Source organism: Leucobacter faecis (assembly GCF_054456695.2).
In genome coordinates this window covers 172031-187854 of record NZ_JBTJER020000008.1, presented here as the reverse complement: position 1 = coordinate 187854, position 15824 = coordinate 172031, and the positions used below count along the sequence as shown (strand labels likewise).

General features: G+C 66.7%; 10 protein-coding genes. 6 read left to right on the top strand and 4 right to left on the bottom strand.

Annotated elements, in window-relative coordinates:
* Nucleotides 1–324: 324 nt before the first annotated feature.
* Together putP and ACXR2W_RS10515 are read right to left on the bottom strand one after the other, a co-directional pair.
* Nucleotides 325–1857 (bottom strand): sodium/proline symporter PutP, encoded by a 1533-nt coding sequence (gene putP, locus ACXR2W_RS10520; RefSeq protein ID WP_458816726.1) that lies wholly within the window; start codon nt 1855–1857, stop codon nt 325–327.
* Between the two features lie 28 nt (nt 1858–1885).
* Nucleotides 1886–5548: a proline dehydrogenase family protein gene (locus tag ACXR2W_RS10515; RefSeq protein WP_458816724.1), complete on the bottom strand. Its 3663-nt coding sequence runs from the start codon at nt 5546–5548 to the stop codon at nt 1886–1888.
* Nucleotides 5549–5710: 162 nt separating this feature from the next.
* Between ACXR2W_RS10515 and ACXR2W_RS10510 the strand changes: the two genes are divergently transcribed.
* Nucleotides 5711–6676, top strand: a complete 966-nt coding sequence (locus tag ACXR2W_RS10510) for a LysR family transcriptional regulator (protein ID WP_458816722.1) — start codon at nt 5711–5713, stop codon at nt 6674–6676.
* Nucleotides 6677–6731: 55 nt separating this feature from the next.
* On the opposite strand, the gene ACXR2W_RS10505 is transcribed toward ACXR2W_RS10510, so the two are convergent.
* Nucleotides 6732–7463 carry a phosphonatase-like hydrolase gene (locus tag ACXR2W_RS10505; RefSeq protein WP_458816720.1) on the bottom strand — a complete coding sequence of 244 codons (732 nt, stop codon included), beginning with the start codon at nt 7461–7463 and terminating at the stop codon, nt 6732–6734.
* A gap of 45 nt (nt 7464–7508) precedes the next feature.
* Nucleotides 7509–8273: a GntR family transcriptional regulator gene (locus ACXR2W_RS10500; RefSeq protein ID WP_458816718.1), complete on the bottom strand. Its 765-nt coding sequence runs from the start codon at nt 8271–8273 to the stop codon at nt 7509–7511.
* Nucleotides 8274–8437: 164 nt separating this feature from the next.
* On the opposite strand from ACXR2W_RS10500, the gene ACXR2W_RS10495 reads away from it, so the two are divergent.
* The 5 genes from ACXR2W_RS10495 (at nt 8438) to ACXR2W_RS10475 (ending at nt 15803) form a co-directional block, all read left to right on the top strand.
* Nucleotides 8438–9601, top strand: a complete 1164-nt coding sequence (locus ACXR2W_RS10495) for a TIGR03364 family FAD-dependent oxidoreductase (RefSeq protein ID WP_458816716.1) — start codon at nt 8438–8440, stop codon at nt 9599–9601.
* Between the two features lie 37 nt (nt 9602–9638).
* On the top strand, nt 9639–10559 hold the full coding sequence (locus ACXR2W_RS10490; protein ID WP_458816714.1) for a phosphate/phosphite/phosphonate ABC transporter substrate-binding protein: 921 nt from the start codon (nt 9639–9641) through the stop codon (nt 10557–10559).
* Between the two features lie 4 nt (nt 10560–10563).
* Entirely contained in the window at nt 10564–11388 is an 825-nt protein-coding gene (locus ACXR2W_RS10485) for a phosphonate ABC transporter ATP-binding protein (RefSeq protein ID WP_458816712.1), read from the top strand.
* Between the two features lie 30 nt (nt 11389–11418).
* The gene (gene phnE, locus ACXR2W_RS10480) at nt 11419–12294 is read left to right on the top strand and encodes a phosphonate ABC transporter, permease protein PhnE (RefSeq protein WP_458816710.1); all 876 of its coding nucleotides are present in this window, start codon (nt 11419–11421) and stop codon (nt 12292–12294) included.
* Nucleotides 12295–12626: 332 nt separating this feature from the next.
* Complete coding sequence (locus tag ACXR2W_RS10475) at nt 12627–15803, top strand: S-layer homology domain-containing protein (RefSeq protein WP_458816708.1); 3177 nt, start codon at nt 12627–12629, stop codon at nt 15801–15803.
* Nucleotides 15804–15824 lie beyond the last annotated feature (21 nt).

The following is a 15824-nucleotide window of genomic DNA, read 5'->3' as shown; positions in this document are numbered from 1 at the left end:
CGTACAAATATTCGGGAAATGTTATCCACAGATTCGAACGTAGAGACCCCGAAAAGAGGGCCTGTGGACGAAGATAAATCACCGAGGTGGGCGGCCCCAGGTCACCCAGTTGGGCGGCGCGAGACCCTGAGCGAGTCCCGATCCGAGTCCCGATCCGACGCCCGATCCGATAGCTGCAATGACCTAACTACATGGATCGACCTTCAAACACACGGATTCGCCGGTTCTCATGTGTCTAAAGGTCGATCTGTAGTTAAAGGTCGATCTAGGGATCAAAGCTGCCCGAACACCGGCCTCGGCCTCACCGGTCTCGGCTATAGCGACCTAAGGCAGCACGTTGCGATCAGCCGCACTAGCACCAACCGCACCCACAACGAGCATCGATCCGGTCTTGGTGAATTCGCGGTCGATCTCATCAGCGGCCTTGCCGCGTGATGTGAGGAGGCTCACTACGATCGCCGCAATGAGCGCCGCGACGAAGGCAGGGAGCAGCTCGTAGAGTCCGGTGCCCAGTGCTTTCCACACGAACACCATCACCGAGCCGACAACCATACCAGCGAGCGCTCCCCAGTTCGTGAGTCGACGCCAGAAGAGGCTGAGCAACACGAGCGGGCCAAACGCGGCACCAAACCCGGCCCAAGCAAACCCGACAAGTCCCAGAATGCTGTCGTTCGGCGTAATGGCAAGGATTGCCGCGATTAGCGCGATGACGAGCACGCCGCCGCGCCCCAACAGTACGAGATTCTTTTCGCTGGGGGCGGGCTTCTTCATAACGCGGTAGAGATCTTCGACGAGCGCCGAAGAGCACACGATGAGCTGACTCGACAGCGTGCTCATGATGGCGGCGAGCACGGCGGCGAGTACGAGGCCAGCGATGAGCGGATGCAATAGTACCTGCGCCATCAGCAGTACAACCGTCTCAGGGTCTGAAGGAGCGCCGCCGTTCTTCGCGAAGTAGGCGATGCCGACCATGCCTGAACCGATTGCGCCGATAAGCGAGATGCCCATCCAGCTCATGCCAATACGGCGGGCAGCCTTCGCTTCGCCCGGGTTGCGCAGGGCCATAAAGCGCACCACAATGTGGGGCTGACCAAAGTAGCCAAGCCCCCATGCGAGCCCCGAGACAATGACGAGTGCGACCGCTCCAGCGGTGAGCTCAGGCCCGCCAAAGAGCGACAGGTTGGCTGCGCCGACGGTTTCAACGAGCGATACGGTTTCGCCCCAGCCGCCGATCTGCATAATGCCTACCACCGGCACGAGGATGAGTGCGACGAACATCATGATGCCCTGGGCGACGTCGGTGAGCGAAGCCCCAAGAAAACCACCAAACAGCGTGTACGAGAGGGTCACGACAGTCACGAGGATCATGCCGACGAGGTACTCGCCGCCAAAAGCGCTCTCGAAAAACTTGCCACCCGCGACCATGCCAGACGAGGCATATAGTGTGAAAAACACAAGAATCACTATGCTCGCGATTGAGCGGAGCATGTGCGTGCGATCCTTCACGCGGTTCTCGAAAAAGCTTGGTAGCGTGATCGAGTTTTGTGCCACCTCAGTGTATGCGCGTAGTCGGGGCGCCACGAGCCGCCAGTTTAGGTAGGCGCCAATAAAGAGGCCCACCGCGATCCAGCCCTCGATGAGCCCGGTCGCGTAGATCGCGCCGGGTAGACCCATGATGAGCCAGCCCGACATATCTGAGGCGCCCGCACTCAGCGCGGCCACCCACGGCGGTAGGTTGCGACCGCCGAGCATGTAATCCTCGTGGTCTTTGGTTTTGCGAAAGGCGCTGTAGCCGATCGCGATCATGCCCGCGAAATATACCGCTAGGGCAATGTATAGAAATATCTGGTCGGACAACGCTGACCTCCAGGTGTTACGGCCTCACCTAGATGAGGCCTTCAGTAAGCCGGTTCGGGGTACCGAATCGGTGTGCCGTGATCGACACGGCTTGCTCCCGCAGGTAGGGGAGAAGCGTGACGCGGCCGGCAGTGACGGTCTCTCCACTGTAGACCGCAACATCGGGCTTGCCTCGGGTGGCGGTGAAGATTTCAGCGGCGGCGGCCTCACGGGAGGAACCCGCGACGAGCCTAATACGCGCGCCAGCGTGCGGTCCTGTCGCCGCGGCGAGCTTTGCGCAGCGCGCGCGCCAAGCCGCCGCAGGTTCAACCACGACGTCGCTGTCGACGTTGTCGACGCTGCCGCCGGCGCCGTCGTCACGGCGTGCCGCGGTGAGCGCGCGCGTAAGCCAGGACGGCAGGGTTTGCTCGCTGCTCACTGTCACCTTGCCGCCCGCGGCGAGGGCCGCTGCCAGCTCGCGCACGACGCGCGCGAGTGGCGCATCTGCCGACACCCGCACGGTCACGGGGACGGGCAGGTAGCGCAGCACGTTGCGCTCGACGCCCAGCGCCGACACGTCGCGGGCGACGCCAAACTCGCCCTCCCAGGCCGTCGCGTCGCTCGCGAGCGCCCGCTCAAGCCACGCGATGTCGGCTGCATCGAGCAGGCTCGCGCTGCGGGCTGCGGCCAGCAGCGGTCGTGCAGCTGCGAGGGGCTGCACCAGACGCGCCCCAGTGTCTGTCGCGGTGCTCGCGGTGCTCACGGTGTTCGCGGTGCTCGCGGCGGCCTCGGCTGAAGAATCGGCGTCAGCCCAGTCAACGAGCCCCATCAGGTAGCTCGGACCACCCGCCTTGGTGCCCGCGCCGATGGCCGACTTCTTCCAGCCGCCAAATGGTTGGCGGCGCACGATCGCGCCCGTGATGCCGCGGTTGACATACAGGTTGCCCGCTTCGATGCGCTCGAGCCACTGCCCAATCTCGCCGCGGTCGAGCGAGTGCAGCCCGCTCGTGAGGCCGTAGTCAATATCGTTCACGGTATCGATCGCCTCGTCCAAAGTGGCAGCCGTCATGACCCCAAGAATTGGTCCAAAGTATTCGGTGAGGTGGTACTCAGAACCGCGCTTGACGCCTGCGCGCACGCCCGGGCTCCACAGCCGCGTTTCGCCCGCAGCGCGCTCTACGGCAGACGCAGAAAGGGGGCTATCGCTCACAAACGGTGCGGGCTTCACGACCCACGTCTCGCCGGGCGCGAGCGTCGTGAGGCCACGCTTCAGCTTGCCCGTAGGGGCGGCAATGACCGGCCCCATCTGCGTGGAGAGATGCTCGGGGGTGCCCACCTGCAGGGAGCGCACCGCGTCGAGTAACTGGTCGTGAAACCGGCGCGACGTGGCGACCGATCCCACGAGAATCACGAGTGAAGCGGCCGAGCACTTCTGGCCGGCGTGGCCAAAGGCCGACTGGGCGACGTCGCGCGCGGCAAGGTCGAGGTCTGCCGTGGGGGTGACGATGATGGCGTTTTTGCCGCTCGTCTCGGCGAGCAGCGGAAGGTCGTGGCGAAGCGCGCGAAACGCTGCCGCGGTTTCGTAGCCGCCCGTGAGAATGACGCGGCCCACGCGCGGGTCTGCGACGAGCTGAGATCCGAGCTCGCGCTTAGGGAACTGCACGAGCTGCAGTACGTCGCGTGAGACGCCGGCCTCGTCGAAGGCCTGCCAAATCGCTTCGACCATCACGGCGCCCGAGCGGGCGGCCTGGGTGGCGGGTTTCAAGATCACGACGGCCCCCGAGGCGAGGCCCGCGCACGTGCCGCCCGCCGGAATCGCGACGGGAAAGTTCCACGGCGGAATCACGGCAATGACCTGCTGCGGCGTGTGTGTTGCGCCGCCGACAGCCTCAAGCTCGCGCCCGAGCGTCGCGTAATAGTGCGCAAAATCGATGGCCTCGCTCACCTCGGGGTCGCCCTGATCGAGCGTCTTGCCGCACTCTGACCCCATCACCTCGAGCAGCTCGCCACGGCGCGCACCCATCAGCTCGCCTGCGCGGTGCAGCACGCTCGCGCGGCCGTCGGCGCCCAGTTCGCGCCACGCCTGCGATGCGGCGACGCCCCGCTCGATCGAGGCTTCAAGCGCCGCCTCAGATTCGACGCGCGCGTTCGCTACGGCCTGCATGCCTAGCTGCGAGGTTGCCATGCGCCCGGCGATCTCGCGCCCCCACGCGCGGTTCGCTGGCAGGTCGGGGTCGGTGTCTGGGGTGTTGACAAAAAGCGTGGCCGGATCCGGAGCGCGATCTTGCGTGCGATCGGCTTCGCGCTCTGCAGCGCGATCTTGCGTGCGATTGGGCCGCGGCGTCTGAAGCGCCGCGTCGCTGCCGTCGCCCGTAATCGCTTCGAGATCGGCGAGGGAGGCGCGAAAGCGGGCCTCTTCGCGCGCAAACAGCGCCTCGTTGTCGCCCATCTCGAAGACGGCCGACATGAAGTTCTCGTGGCTCGCGCCCTCCTCGAGGCGCCTGATGAGGTAGGCGATCGCGACGTCGAACTCGCCGGGGTGCACGACAGGCGTGTAGAGCAGCAGGTGCCCCACCTCGCGGCGCACCGCTTCGGCCTGGCCGGTCGCCATGCCCAGCAGCATCTCGAACTCGATGCCGTCGGTCGTGCCGCGGGTCTTGGCGAGCAGCCAAGCGAGCGCGACGTCGAAGAGGTTGTGGCCGGCGATGCCGAGCCGCACGTTCTTGATGCGGGCGGGGTGCAGCGCATAGTCAAGCACGGCCTTGTAGCTCGTGTCGCTGGCCTGTTTCGAGTCCCAGGTGGCGGCGGGCCAGCCGTGCACGGCGGCCTGCACCAGTTCCATGGGCAGGTTGGCGCCCTTCACGAGCCGCACCTTGATGGGGGCGCCGCCCTTTGCAACTCGCGCGGCCGACCACTCCTGTAGGTGCATCATCGCGCCGAGCGCGTCGGGCAGGTACGCCTGCAACACGATGCCGGCGGCGAGGTCTGTGAACTCGGGGCGGCCGAGAATGCGCGTGAAGACGGCGAGGGTCAGATCGAGATCCTTGTACTCCTCCATGTCGAGGTTGATGAACTTGTGCGGCGTCGACTGGGCGGCCTGCCGAAACAGTGGCACGAGGTGCTGTTCGATCTTGTCGATGGCCTCGTCAAACGCCCAGTGATTGTGCGGGGCGACGGTCGATGACACCTTGATCGAAACATAGTCGACGTCGGGGCGGGCGAGCAGCTTCTCGGTGCCGTCGATGCGGCGCTCGGCCTCGCGCTCGCCGAGAATCGCCTCGCCCAACAGGTTGATGTTGAGGTGTACGCCGTCGCGCTTGATCTTCTTGATGGCCGGGCCGAGCTTTGAGTCGGTGGCGTCGACGATCAGGTGGCTCACCATTTCACGCAGCACGCGGCGCGCAATGGGCACGACCACGCGCGGCAGCGGCTTCGCGAACACGCCTCCCGCCTGAATCGCGGCGCGCATCGGCGCGGGTAGAAAAGCGGGGGTGAGCGGGACAAGCTCGCCCAGGTGTTTGCCCGCGACGCTCAGGTCTTCGGGGCGCACCACACTGTCAACGAACCCAACGGTAAAGTCGAGCCCGTTGGGGTCTTTCAACACGCCGGCGAGCCTGGTCGCTGCCGGGTCGGCCGGGTAGTCAGCGGCCTCTGCGAGCCAGCGGCGGGTGAGTGCAACGGCCTCGTCGGCGAGGTCTTGGGGGCGAGTCATAGTTCCAGTGTGCGCCGCCAAAAGCATCACGTAAAGCAATGCTTTGTGTAGGTTATTCATTAGCAAAACTAATTATGATGAGTGGGGAGGGTGCCGCCGCTGGCCTTGCCCCGACCGCAACCTCAGCCGCCAAGCGCTGCCCCGACAGAAACGAGATGCGACGTGCTCGAGATGAAACGACTGCACCTGCTGTGGGAGCTATCGGTGCGCGGCACGATCGCCCGCGTCGCCGAGGCGCTCAATTTCACTCCGTCAGCCGTGTCGCAGCAGCTCGCGCAGCTCGAACGCGAGGCGGGTGTGCCGCTGTTGCGGCGGATCGGCCGCACCCTCGAGCTCACGCCCGCCGCGCAGCGCCTCGTCGTCGAGACCGAGGGACTGCTCGCGGGGCTCGAGCGCGCAGAAGCGGGGCTGCGGCGCAGCCGCGACGAGGTAGCGGGCACCGTGCGCGTCGCGGTGTTTCAGACCGCGATGCTCGCGCTCATGCCCACCGTGCTCGCGAGGCTTGGGCGAACGCACCCGGCGCTGCGGGTCGAGATGACGCAGTACGAGCCGGCCGAGGCGCTGTGGGAGACGCGGGCGCGCAGCTTTGACCTGGTGGTGGCCGAGCACTATCCGGGCCACTCGGCGCCGCACCTGGCGGGGCTCGATCGGGTGACGCTCATGACCGACACGGTGTCGCTGTGCGTGGCAGCAGGCCCCTCGGACGAGCCCGGTGCCCCGCCGCTCGTCACGTCGCTGGCCGACGTCGCGCACATGCCGTGGGTGATGGAGCAGCGCGGCGCGGCCTCGCGTCACTACGCCGAGGAGCGGTGCCGCAGAGCCGGCTTCGAGCCCGATGTGCGGTTCGAGACCGCCGACCTGCAGGCCCACGTGCGGCTCGTTGAGACCGGCAACGCGGTCGCGCTGCTGCCCGGGCTCGTGCATGTGGGCGCCACAGGAAGACTGCGGCGCGTGACGCTCGATCCGGATCCGCAGCGCACGATCTTCACGGCCGCTCGCGCTTCGGGCAGCGAGGATCCGGCGCTTGCAGCCGTGCGCAGTGCGCTGCATGCCGAGGCGGCGAGGCTTGAGCGGGGCATGGCGGAGCCTGGAGTCACGAGACTGCATCGAAACGACGAGTATGCATGAAAAGTACGTATTTATCGCACCGACTCGTCGTTTCGATACTGACTCGTCGCTTGCGCTAGATCACGCGGGCGTCGAGAAACGCTGGGATCTCGGCGACCGACCCCAGCACCGCGGTGAAGGGCTGGCCGTCGAATGCCGCGCGCTCGAGCTTGCCGGTGAGCACGCCGAGCGTGACAGCGGCGCCCGAGGCAGCGCCGGCCTGTACGTCGACGACGGTGTCGCCCGCGACGAGCACCTGGGCGACGTCGGCGGTGCCGGTGGCCTCCATGACGCGGTGAATCATGAAGGGGGCGGGGCGGCCCGCGGGCACCTCGTCGCCGCAGCTGAGCGCGTCCACACGGGTGACGCCGGGCTCACCTGCGGCGGCGGGTTCACTCGCGGGGGTTGCGGCCCCGACCACCCAGCCGAGCTGCGCGAGGATCCCCTCGGCGACGTCGCGTGAGAACCCTGTGGTGAGGGCGACCTTGATGCCGCGCTGCTGCAGCAGCGCGATCGTCTCGGGTACCCCGTCGATGGGCTGCGGCGGGGTGGCGGTGTAGAGCTCGTCCAGGATCTCTTGGAACCTCGCGTAGGCCGCGTCGACCACCGAGGCGGGTTCGGGGGAGCCGCCGCCCAAGCGAATCAGGGCGGTGATGGCGGCACGCTTCTCGGCGCCCATCCACGTCTGCAGGTCGGCGGGGGCGACCGCTACACCGGTCTCGGTGACGGCCTGTTCGAGCGCGCGGTAGACAGCGCCGCCGTCGTTGATGGTGGTGCCGGCCATGTCGAATGCGGCGAGGGTGATCATATTGCTCCTAAAAACAGTGTGGGTGATTCGGTGAAATTACAAGAACTACAAGAACTGCGTCTGTTCGAAAGCCTGGCGGGCGAGGGGTGTGCGATGCTCGGCGCTGTTCTCGATGACGAAACTCGTCATGGTGGGCAGGTAGCGGTCGTCGGCGGTCTCAATGACGGACCCCGTGGCACCGTACGACAGTCGGCGCACACGCATGAGCGGTGCACCGTGGTCGACGTGCAGCTGCTCGGCTTCGAGCGGGTGGGCAGGGATCGCGTCGATGACGTGTTTGGCGCGCACCGGCACGACACCCGCGCGGGCAAGGGTTTGGTAGATGCTGCCGCCGTCGAGGTCTGCGCCCAACAGGTACCGGCCCACCGCAAACGGAAACAGTGACCGCTCGAGCATGGCGGGCTTGTCGGCGAGTAGTCGCAGTCGAATCACCTCGACGACGGGGTCATCGGGGGCGATGCGCAGCTCGCGCGCCTGCTCTTCAGTCGCGGGGAGCTTCACGCGTTCGAGCACCTTCTGCCCGGGCCGCAGCCCGAGTTCGCGCGCCCACTCGGTGAACGACATGAACGTGTCGAACGACTGGTGCGGTGCAGTGCGGTGTACGCGGGGCGGGGCGCCCCGGCCTCCCACGATCATGCCCTCGGCGCGCAGCGCGGCGAGCGCCTGCCGTACTGGGCCGCGTGAGGTGCCGAACTCAGCGATGAGTGACTTCTCGCTCGGCACCTTCTCGCCGGCGCACCACTCGCCCGTGCGAATACGGCGCAGCATCTCGTCGTACAGCTGGGCGTGCAGCGTAAAAGGCGTGGTCATGCGGCCAGACTACAAGTTGTCATGACTACTTTTGGGGCCCGTACGGTAGCGAAATGGTGAACACGTGATGACAAAAAGTTGCGCAAAAATGACGTCGATGAACGGTCAAAGAACACCGCCGTGAGAAGTTGTCATGACTACTTTCGGGGCCGCATGATCGAAACATGACCTCCTCACACACCCCGCTGCACGTCGTTATCGTCGGCGCCGGCATCGTCGGCTTGGGCCACGCTGTCGCCGCCCTCGACGCCGGATACCGCGTCACCGTGCTCGAGCAAGACGCCCAGGCCGTCACCGCCAGCGTGCGCAACTTCGGCCATGTGTGCGCCTCGGTGCAGGCCGGCGAGCTGGGCGAACTGGCACGCGCCTCGCTGCCCATCTGGGAGTCGCTCATTACGCGGGCCGGGGCCGAGGGTAGGCGATCCGGCACGATCGCGGTCGCCCGCACCGCGGCCGAAGAAGCGGTGCTCACTGAGCTCGCGGCAGGGCTCGAAACAGAGGGCTCCGCGGCAGCAAGCTCCGGATCAGCGCAGCCCCTCACCGGCCAAGCGGTGGCCGCGCAGCTGCGGTTGCCCAGCAGCGCGACGCCGCGCGCAGGGCTCTTCTTGCCGGGCGATCTGACAGCGAACCCGCGCACCGCCGTCGCCCAGATCGCGGCGTGGGTGGGGGCGCACGAGCGTGGCGAGGTGCGCTTTGGCGAGACCGTATACGGTGCCGCGACCGGCGAGGTGTTCACGAGCCGGGGCCGCATCACCTGCGACCGGGTCGTGGTCGCGGCGGGGCACCTCGTCGGCCGACTGTTTCCCGAGGTTGCTGCGGCGGGCGAGGTGCGCGAGTGCGCGCTGCAGATGGCCCGCGTGCGCGCCCCGCGTGACATGGGGCTTGGCCCCGCCGTGCTCACCGGCACGTCGATGCTGCGCTACGGCGCATTCGCGGGCGAGGCGCAGGCCGCGCTGCGCGCAGAGCTTGAGCGGGAGCGGCCCGAGCTCATCGAGATCGACGCGAACGTGATGCTCACACAGCAGGCTGACGGCACACTGCTCGTGGGCGACTCGCACGTCTCGCACGACTCGGCCCCGCCATTTCTCGACGAACGCTGGAGCGACATCTTGCTCGCAGAGGCCGCCGCGCTGCTCGGAACCGAGCGGCTCGAGGTGCTCGAACGCTGGCAGGGCGTGTACGCGACGAGCACCAAGCAGCAGCTGCTTGTCGCCGAGCCCACGCCCGGTGTGCACGTCGTGAGCGTCACCACCGGCACCGGCATGACCGTAGGCCTCGGCCTCGGCGCCCGCACCGTCGCGGGCTTCGCCCACGCACTTACCCACTAACCAACCCGCTTCACATCCACACACACCAAGGAGAATCGTGAAGAAGAACCTGATTCGCGCAGCCGCTTCGGTTGCCTTCGTAGGCCTCGGCCTGGGCCTCGTCTCGTGCTCGAGCGGCCCATCAGAAGACGCGGCGAACGCGGCGAGCGCAACCTGCCCGAACGGCGAGATTCGCTTCGGCATTCTGCCCTACGAAGACCCCGAGCGCCTCGAGCCCGCGTACCAGGTGCTCGCAGAGGCGCTGTCAGAAAAGCTCGACTGCCCCGTTGAGGTGATGATCACCGAGGACTACGCAGCCGAGGTACTCGCGATGGAGAACGATTCGCTCGAGATCGCCCAGTTTGGCCCGCTCGGCTTCGTGTTCGCAAGCGAGCGCGCAGACGCCACCCCGCTCGCCTCATTCGGCGACGCCGAGGGGCAGCCCACCACCTACACGGGCGGCATCTGGGTGCCCAAGGATTCACCCGTCAAGACGCTCGACGACCTCAAAGGTAAGACCCTCGCGCTCGGCAGCCCAGGATCCACCTCGGGCGACGCGCTGCCCATGTCGGCGATCATCGACGCGGGCCTCGAAGACGAGGTGACGGCCGACTACTCGGGCGGTCACCCCGAGGCGCTGCTCGCGCTCGTCAACGGCACCGTCGACGCCGCGCAGATCAACTCGCAGACCCTCGCAACGGCCGAGGCCGAAGGCACCTTCGACGCGTCGCAGTACCGCCAGGTGTGGGAGTCGGCCGAGATTCCCAACGACCCGATCACGGTGCGCGGCAACATGCCGCAGGAGTTCAAGGACGCAGTCTCAGAGGCGCTGCTGAGCCTCGACGCGGCCGACGTCGAAGCCGTCAGCGGCTTCCTCGGTGTCGACCCCGCCGGCCCGCTGATCCCCGTCACCACCGAGACCTACCAGCCGCTCTTCGATCTCGCACAGACGATGGGCCTCACCGAGGAAGACGTCTAAACCGATGACCACCATCACCGCGCAAGACACCGCCGCGCAAGACACCGCCGTGACCGTCGAACCCGCATCGCCCCCCGCTGCGAACCAGCAGGGCGAGGTGCTGCTCGACGTGCGCGCCATCTCGAAGAGCTTTGGTGACCGCGTCGTGCTGCAAGACATGAGCATGCGGGTGCACGCTGGCGAAGTGGTCGCCTTTCTCGGAGCCAACGGCTCGGGTAAGTCGACCACGTTGCGCGCGGTGAACGGCCTCATCGAGGCCGACTCAGGCGATGTCACCATCGCCGGGGTCAAGCTAAACGAGGCGAGCGCTGCGCGGCGGGCTGAGGCCCGCCGCACGGCCGCCACCGTGTTTCAGAAGATTCACCTGGTGCAGCGCCGCTCGGTGCTCGCCAACGTGTGCGCGGGAGGCTTCTCGCGGCTCCCCGCGTGGCGCTCGATCCCGCCCCTGTTTGGGCAGGAGCTGAAGGAAGAAGCGATGGCGTGCCTCGAGCGCGTGGGGCTCGCGAGCCGCGCCCACGACCGCGCCGGCAGCCTATCGGGCGGCCAACAGCAGCGCGTCGCGATCGCGCGGGCGCTGTGCCAGCGGCCGCGCATGATCCTCGCCGACGAGCCCGTCTCGGCGCTCGACCCGAAGGCCGCAGACGACGTGATGCAGCTGCTGCACGACCTCGCGAGCCAGGAGGGGCTGGGGGTCGCCGCGGTGCTGCACCAGCCGCACCTCGCCCGCGCCTACGCCGACCGCGTGATCGGCCTGCGCGACGGCCACCTCGTATTCGACGCCGCCACCGCCGAGATCGACGACGCACAGCTCGCGTCGCTCTACGTCTAGCACCCGCCTCCCACACTCTTAAGGAACATCGTGACCAACACCCTCGTGCGCGATAGCGCCCACACCCCGGCGTCAGCGTCCAAGGCGACCGCCCGGGCGACCGCAGCCCGCACTCTGCCGGTGCCGCGCGACCCGCGGGTGCCGTACCGCGCGGGCTCGTGGGCCGTGATTATCACCGTGCTCGTCGTGCTGCACCTGGTCGCGTTTAACGCCACCGACTTTAAGCCCGAGAAGCTCGTAACGGGCGCGACGGGCATGGCCAACTTCTTGTCTGAGGCGTTTCCGCCCGACCTCTCGAGCGAGGTCGTCGTCAAGGGGCTCGAGGGGGCGCTTACGACACTGTGGATCGGCCTGCTCGGCACGACCGTGTCGGTCCCGTTCGCGCTGCTGCTCGCGGTGTTCGGCGCACGCACAACCGCGCCCAATACGTTCGTGTACCAGATCGCACGCGGCATCCTCTCGTTCTTCCGTGCTGTGCCAGACATCGTGTTCGCCCTCATCTTCGTCACCGCCGTGGGCCTCGGCCCGTTCGCCGGTGTGCTGGCGCTCATCTGCCACAACACCGGAGTGATGGGCAAGCTGTGGTCGGAGGCCATGGAAGACATTGATCCGGGGCCTGAGCAGGCGCTTCGCACCGCGGGCGCCTCGCGCTGGCAGGTGGTCGCGAACGCGACCATTCCGAGCGTGCTGCCGCAGCTCACCGGCCTGCTGCTCTACCGCTTCGACGTGAACGTGCGTTCGTCGCTCGTGCTCGGGCTCGTGGGCGCCGGCGGCATCGGCCTGCTCATCAACAAGGCGATCAAGACCTTCCAGTTCGATGAGATGCTCACCTACCTGATCATCATTCTGATCGTGATCGTGGCGGTCGATCTCGCTTCGGCCTGGATCCGCAAGAAACTGCAGTAGCGCACTCGATCTTGCGTGCGGCGTCGCCCGCATGATCCGCTCTGATCTCGCCAGAGGCATCGATCCAGCGTCAAGCATCAGAAATCTCGAATTGTTGATGCTTTTCGCGAGAAAGGTGCTTGACGCTCGATCCGGATCGGCGCCTGAAGCTCCAAGCAGCCCGCGGCCCGCAGGCCAAGCAGCCCGCAGGCCAAGCAGCCCGCAGTACCCGCAACACCTACTAAGTCGATGTGACCATGCCGAAGGGCGCGGTCACATCGACTTTGGTGTTTGCGCACAAAATCTTCACCTCCGATACACCTTCGTTGTTCTTTGAGACAGAAAGAAAAAACATGCACCTCACTCCCTCCCGTCGCACGCAGCGCTGCCTCACGGTTGCGCTTGCGGGCGGCGCTCTGCTCGCCCTCACGAGCGGCCTCGCCATCGCGCCCGCAGTCGCGATCGATACACCCGCAGTAGAGGCGCCGGTAGCTGAAGCGCCCGCAGTTGAGGCGCTTGCGCCTGAAGCGCCCGCAGTTGAGGCGCCGGCTGCGGCGGCAGCTGAAGCCGCCGCCGCGGCCCCCGCGCTCATCAGCGAATCGTTCGACACCGCGACCGCGACCGGCGCGCCCGCCGGCTGGTCAGTCGAACACCAGAACATCGACGGCATGAAGCCCGAGTGGGGCGGCTGGACCTTCCACACCACTGACGAAGTGACGAGCACGTTTGGTGCCACGGGAGACCGCGGCTCGTTCGCCCGCGGCACCGGCAAGTTTGCGGTGGTGCAGTCAGACACTAACCGGCCCACGACCGGCCGTTTTAGCTCCACACTGTGGTCGCCCGAGGTGGCGCTCGCCGCAGGCACGAGCACGGGCACGGGCGCAGACGCGAGCGCAGGCGGCGCCGTCGTAGTGCAGTTCGACACGCACTACAAGCAGGGGCAGGCGCCGCAGAAGGCCGCGCTCGTCGCCAAGTTTGACGGCGGGGCGCCCGTCGTCGTCGCTGACTACAGCGCGCAGCAGCTCAACCAGGCAATGTCGCACAGCATCGATGTGCCCGCCGGTGCACAGAAGGTGCAGATCGGGTGGCAGTACCTCGAGAGCAGCAACAACTGGTTCTGGATGATCGACAACGTGCAGGTCGCCCAGGGCGCCCCCGCCGATGTGACCCCCAAGATCACTTCGCTCGTGAAGCCCGTGGTGGCGCCCGGCAAGGCGACCACTGTGCAGCTCGCGGGGCTGCGCCCCGGCCAGCAGCCCGAGGCCGTGCTCGGCGCGGGTGATGCGGCCGTGCAGGTGGCAGGTATTCCCGCCGCTGCCGCCGACGGCACAGTCGCCTTCGACGTGGCGATTGCGGCCACGCAGGCGCAGGCGACGCTGCCGCTCACGATCACCGGGGCGGGCATCACTCCCGTGGAGCTGACGGTGACGGTGCTGGACGAGATCGGCGAGCAGGCACAGACGACCGAGCCGCAGGTGTGGTGGGACGGGTTCGACGGCACCGTCGACAACTGGAAGGCCGAGGGCGACTGGCAGTTCATCACCCGCCAGCAGGTGATCGACACGTACGGGCTCGACCGGCGTCACACGTTCACCCGCGCCTCGGGCGTGATCGCGGTGGCAGAAACCGCGGGCGCGGCTTTTACCGGAACGCTCACCTCGAAGCCCGTCGCGGTGACCGCGGGCGACGAGCTCGAGCTGCGCTACGACAGCCACTTCAGGGTGCGCGGCGACGGCGCCCACGCCGGCAAGGTGACGCTCACGTTCGACTCTGGTGAAACCGTCGAACTGCGCGCCCAGTCGGCAGAAGAAGAATCGGCGCAGCCACGCCTGCCGTTCACTGTGCCCGCGGGGGCGGGGAAGGTGACGGTCGCGTTTGGGTACGACGCGCCCGCGGGCGCCGGATCGTGGATGCTCGACGACGTGCAGATCGTGCAGCCGCTCGGGGCCCTCGCAGAAGACGCCGCACCAGAGGCGATTGTTGACGTGTTTAGCGACGTGCAGGGGGCGAACGCCAAACTGCAAAACCAGGTGATGCCCGGGTTTAAGAAACTCGAGGGCGGCCGCGCCGACGTCGTAATCTCGAACGGTGACCTCACGAGCAATGGCACGCCCGCGCAGTACGACAGCTACCTGAAGGCGTTTAGCGCGGGCGGCGGGGGCGACTACGCAACCAGCATCTCGACGATTGGCAACCACGAGTTCTACGGCTACGACGGATCGGCCACCTACATTGAGCGGTTTCTCGAGAAGACGGGCATGAAGGGTCTGGGCGTCGAAGGCTCAACGTCTGACAACAAGGGGCTGTGGGGTGAGGTGGTCGTCGACGACAAGCTGCCCGTGTTGTGGATCGGAAGTGAGCGCCACGAGTACAAGGGCGGATCGGGCCCGTTTGTTGAGATTTGGGATGAACAGTACAACTGGCTGCGCGACCGTCTCGACCACTACCGCGACAGCAACACCCCGGTGCTGCTGAGCATGCACCACGTGTTCGAGAACTCGGTCTCGGGCTCGTACGCAAACCTGTACAAGCGCGAGTTTGGCAACGACCAGGAGCGTATGGAGCGCCTCATCGCCGCCTACCCCAATGTCACGGTGATGAGCTCGCACACGCACTGGAACCCCAAGCTGCACGACTGGAGCGTCGAGCAGCGCTTCGACCCCACCACGAGCCAGGCCCCTACGGTCATCAACACGGCCGCAGTCACCACGCAGTACGGCCCGAGCGGCGACTGGGGTGAGACGGGCGTGGGCGGCGCTGACCCCGCCGGCATGCGCATCTCGCTCTACGAAGACCGCCTGCGCGCGACCGTGTACGGGTTTAACGGGCAGGCCGAGCCGACCGAGATTAAGCACGTCGACATCGCACTTCCGGTAGAAAAGGTGGAGCCCGAGAAGCCCACTGACCCTGAGAAGCCGACTGACCCCGAGAAGCCGGGTAAGCCCGCAGTCACGTTCAGCGACATCACGAAGTCGTCGAAGTTCTATCGCGAGATCATGTGGATGGCCGAGTCGGGTCTGTCGACCGGCAACAAGACGACCGATGCCGCAGGCAACACGGTGTTCGAGTACCGGCCGAAGAGCCCGGTAACGCGCGAGGCGATGGCAGCGTTCCTGTACCGACTCGAAGCGCCGAAGGGGTACGAAGCGCCCGAGGTGTCGCCGTTCGCCGACGTGAAGCCCGGTGACAAGTTCTACAAGCAGATCGCGTGGATGCACGACGAAGGCCTGTCGACCGGGTTCAAGCAGAAGTCGGGCAAGCCGACCTTTGGTGCGAAGCAGAGCATCACCCGCGAGGCGATGGCGGCGTTCTTGTTCCGCAAGGATGCGCCCGAGGGGTACAAGGAGCCCAAGGTGTCACCGTTCGCTGATGTGAAGAAGAACGACAAGTTCTACAAGCAGATCGCGTGGATGCACGAAGCGGGCATCTCGACTGGCACCAAGCAGCCGGTGGGCAAGGCGAAGTACGAGTCGAAGGGTGACGTCACACGCGAGGCGATGGCCGCGTTCTTGTACCGCGCCGAGCGCTAGCCTGAGCACTGACCGCGGCGG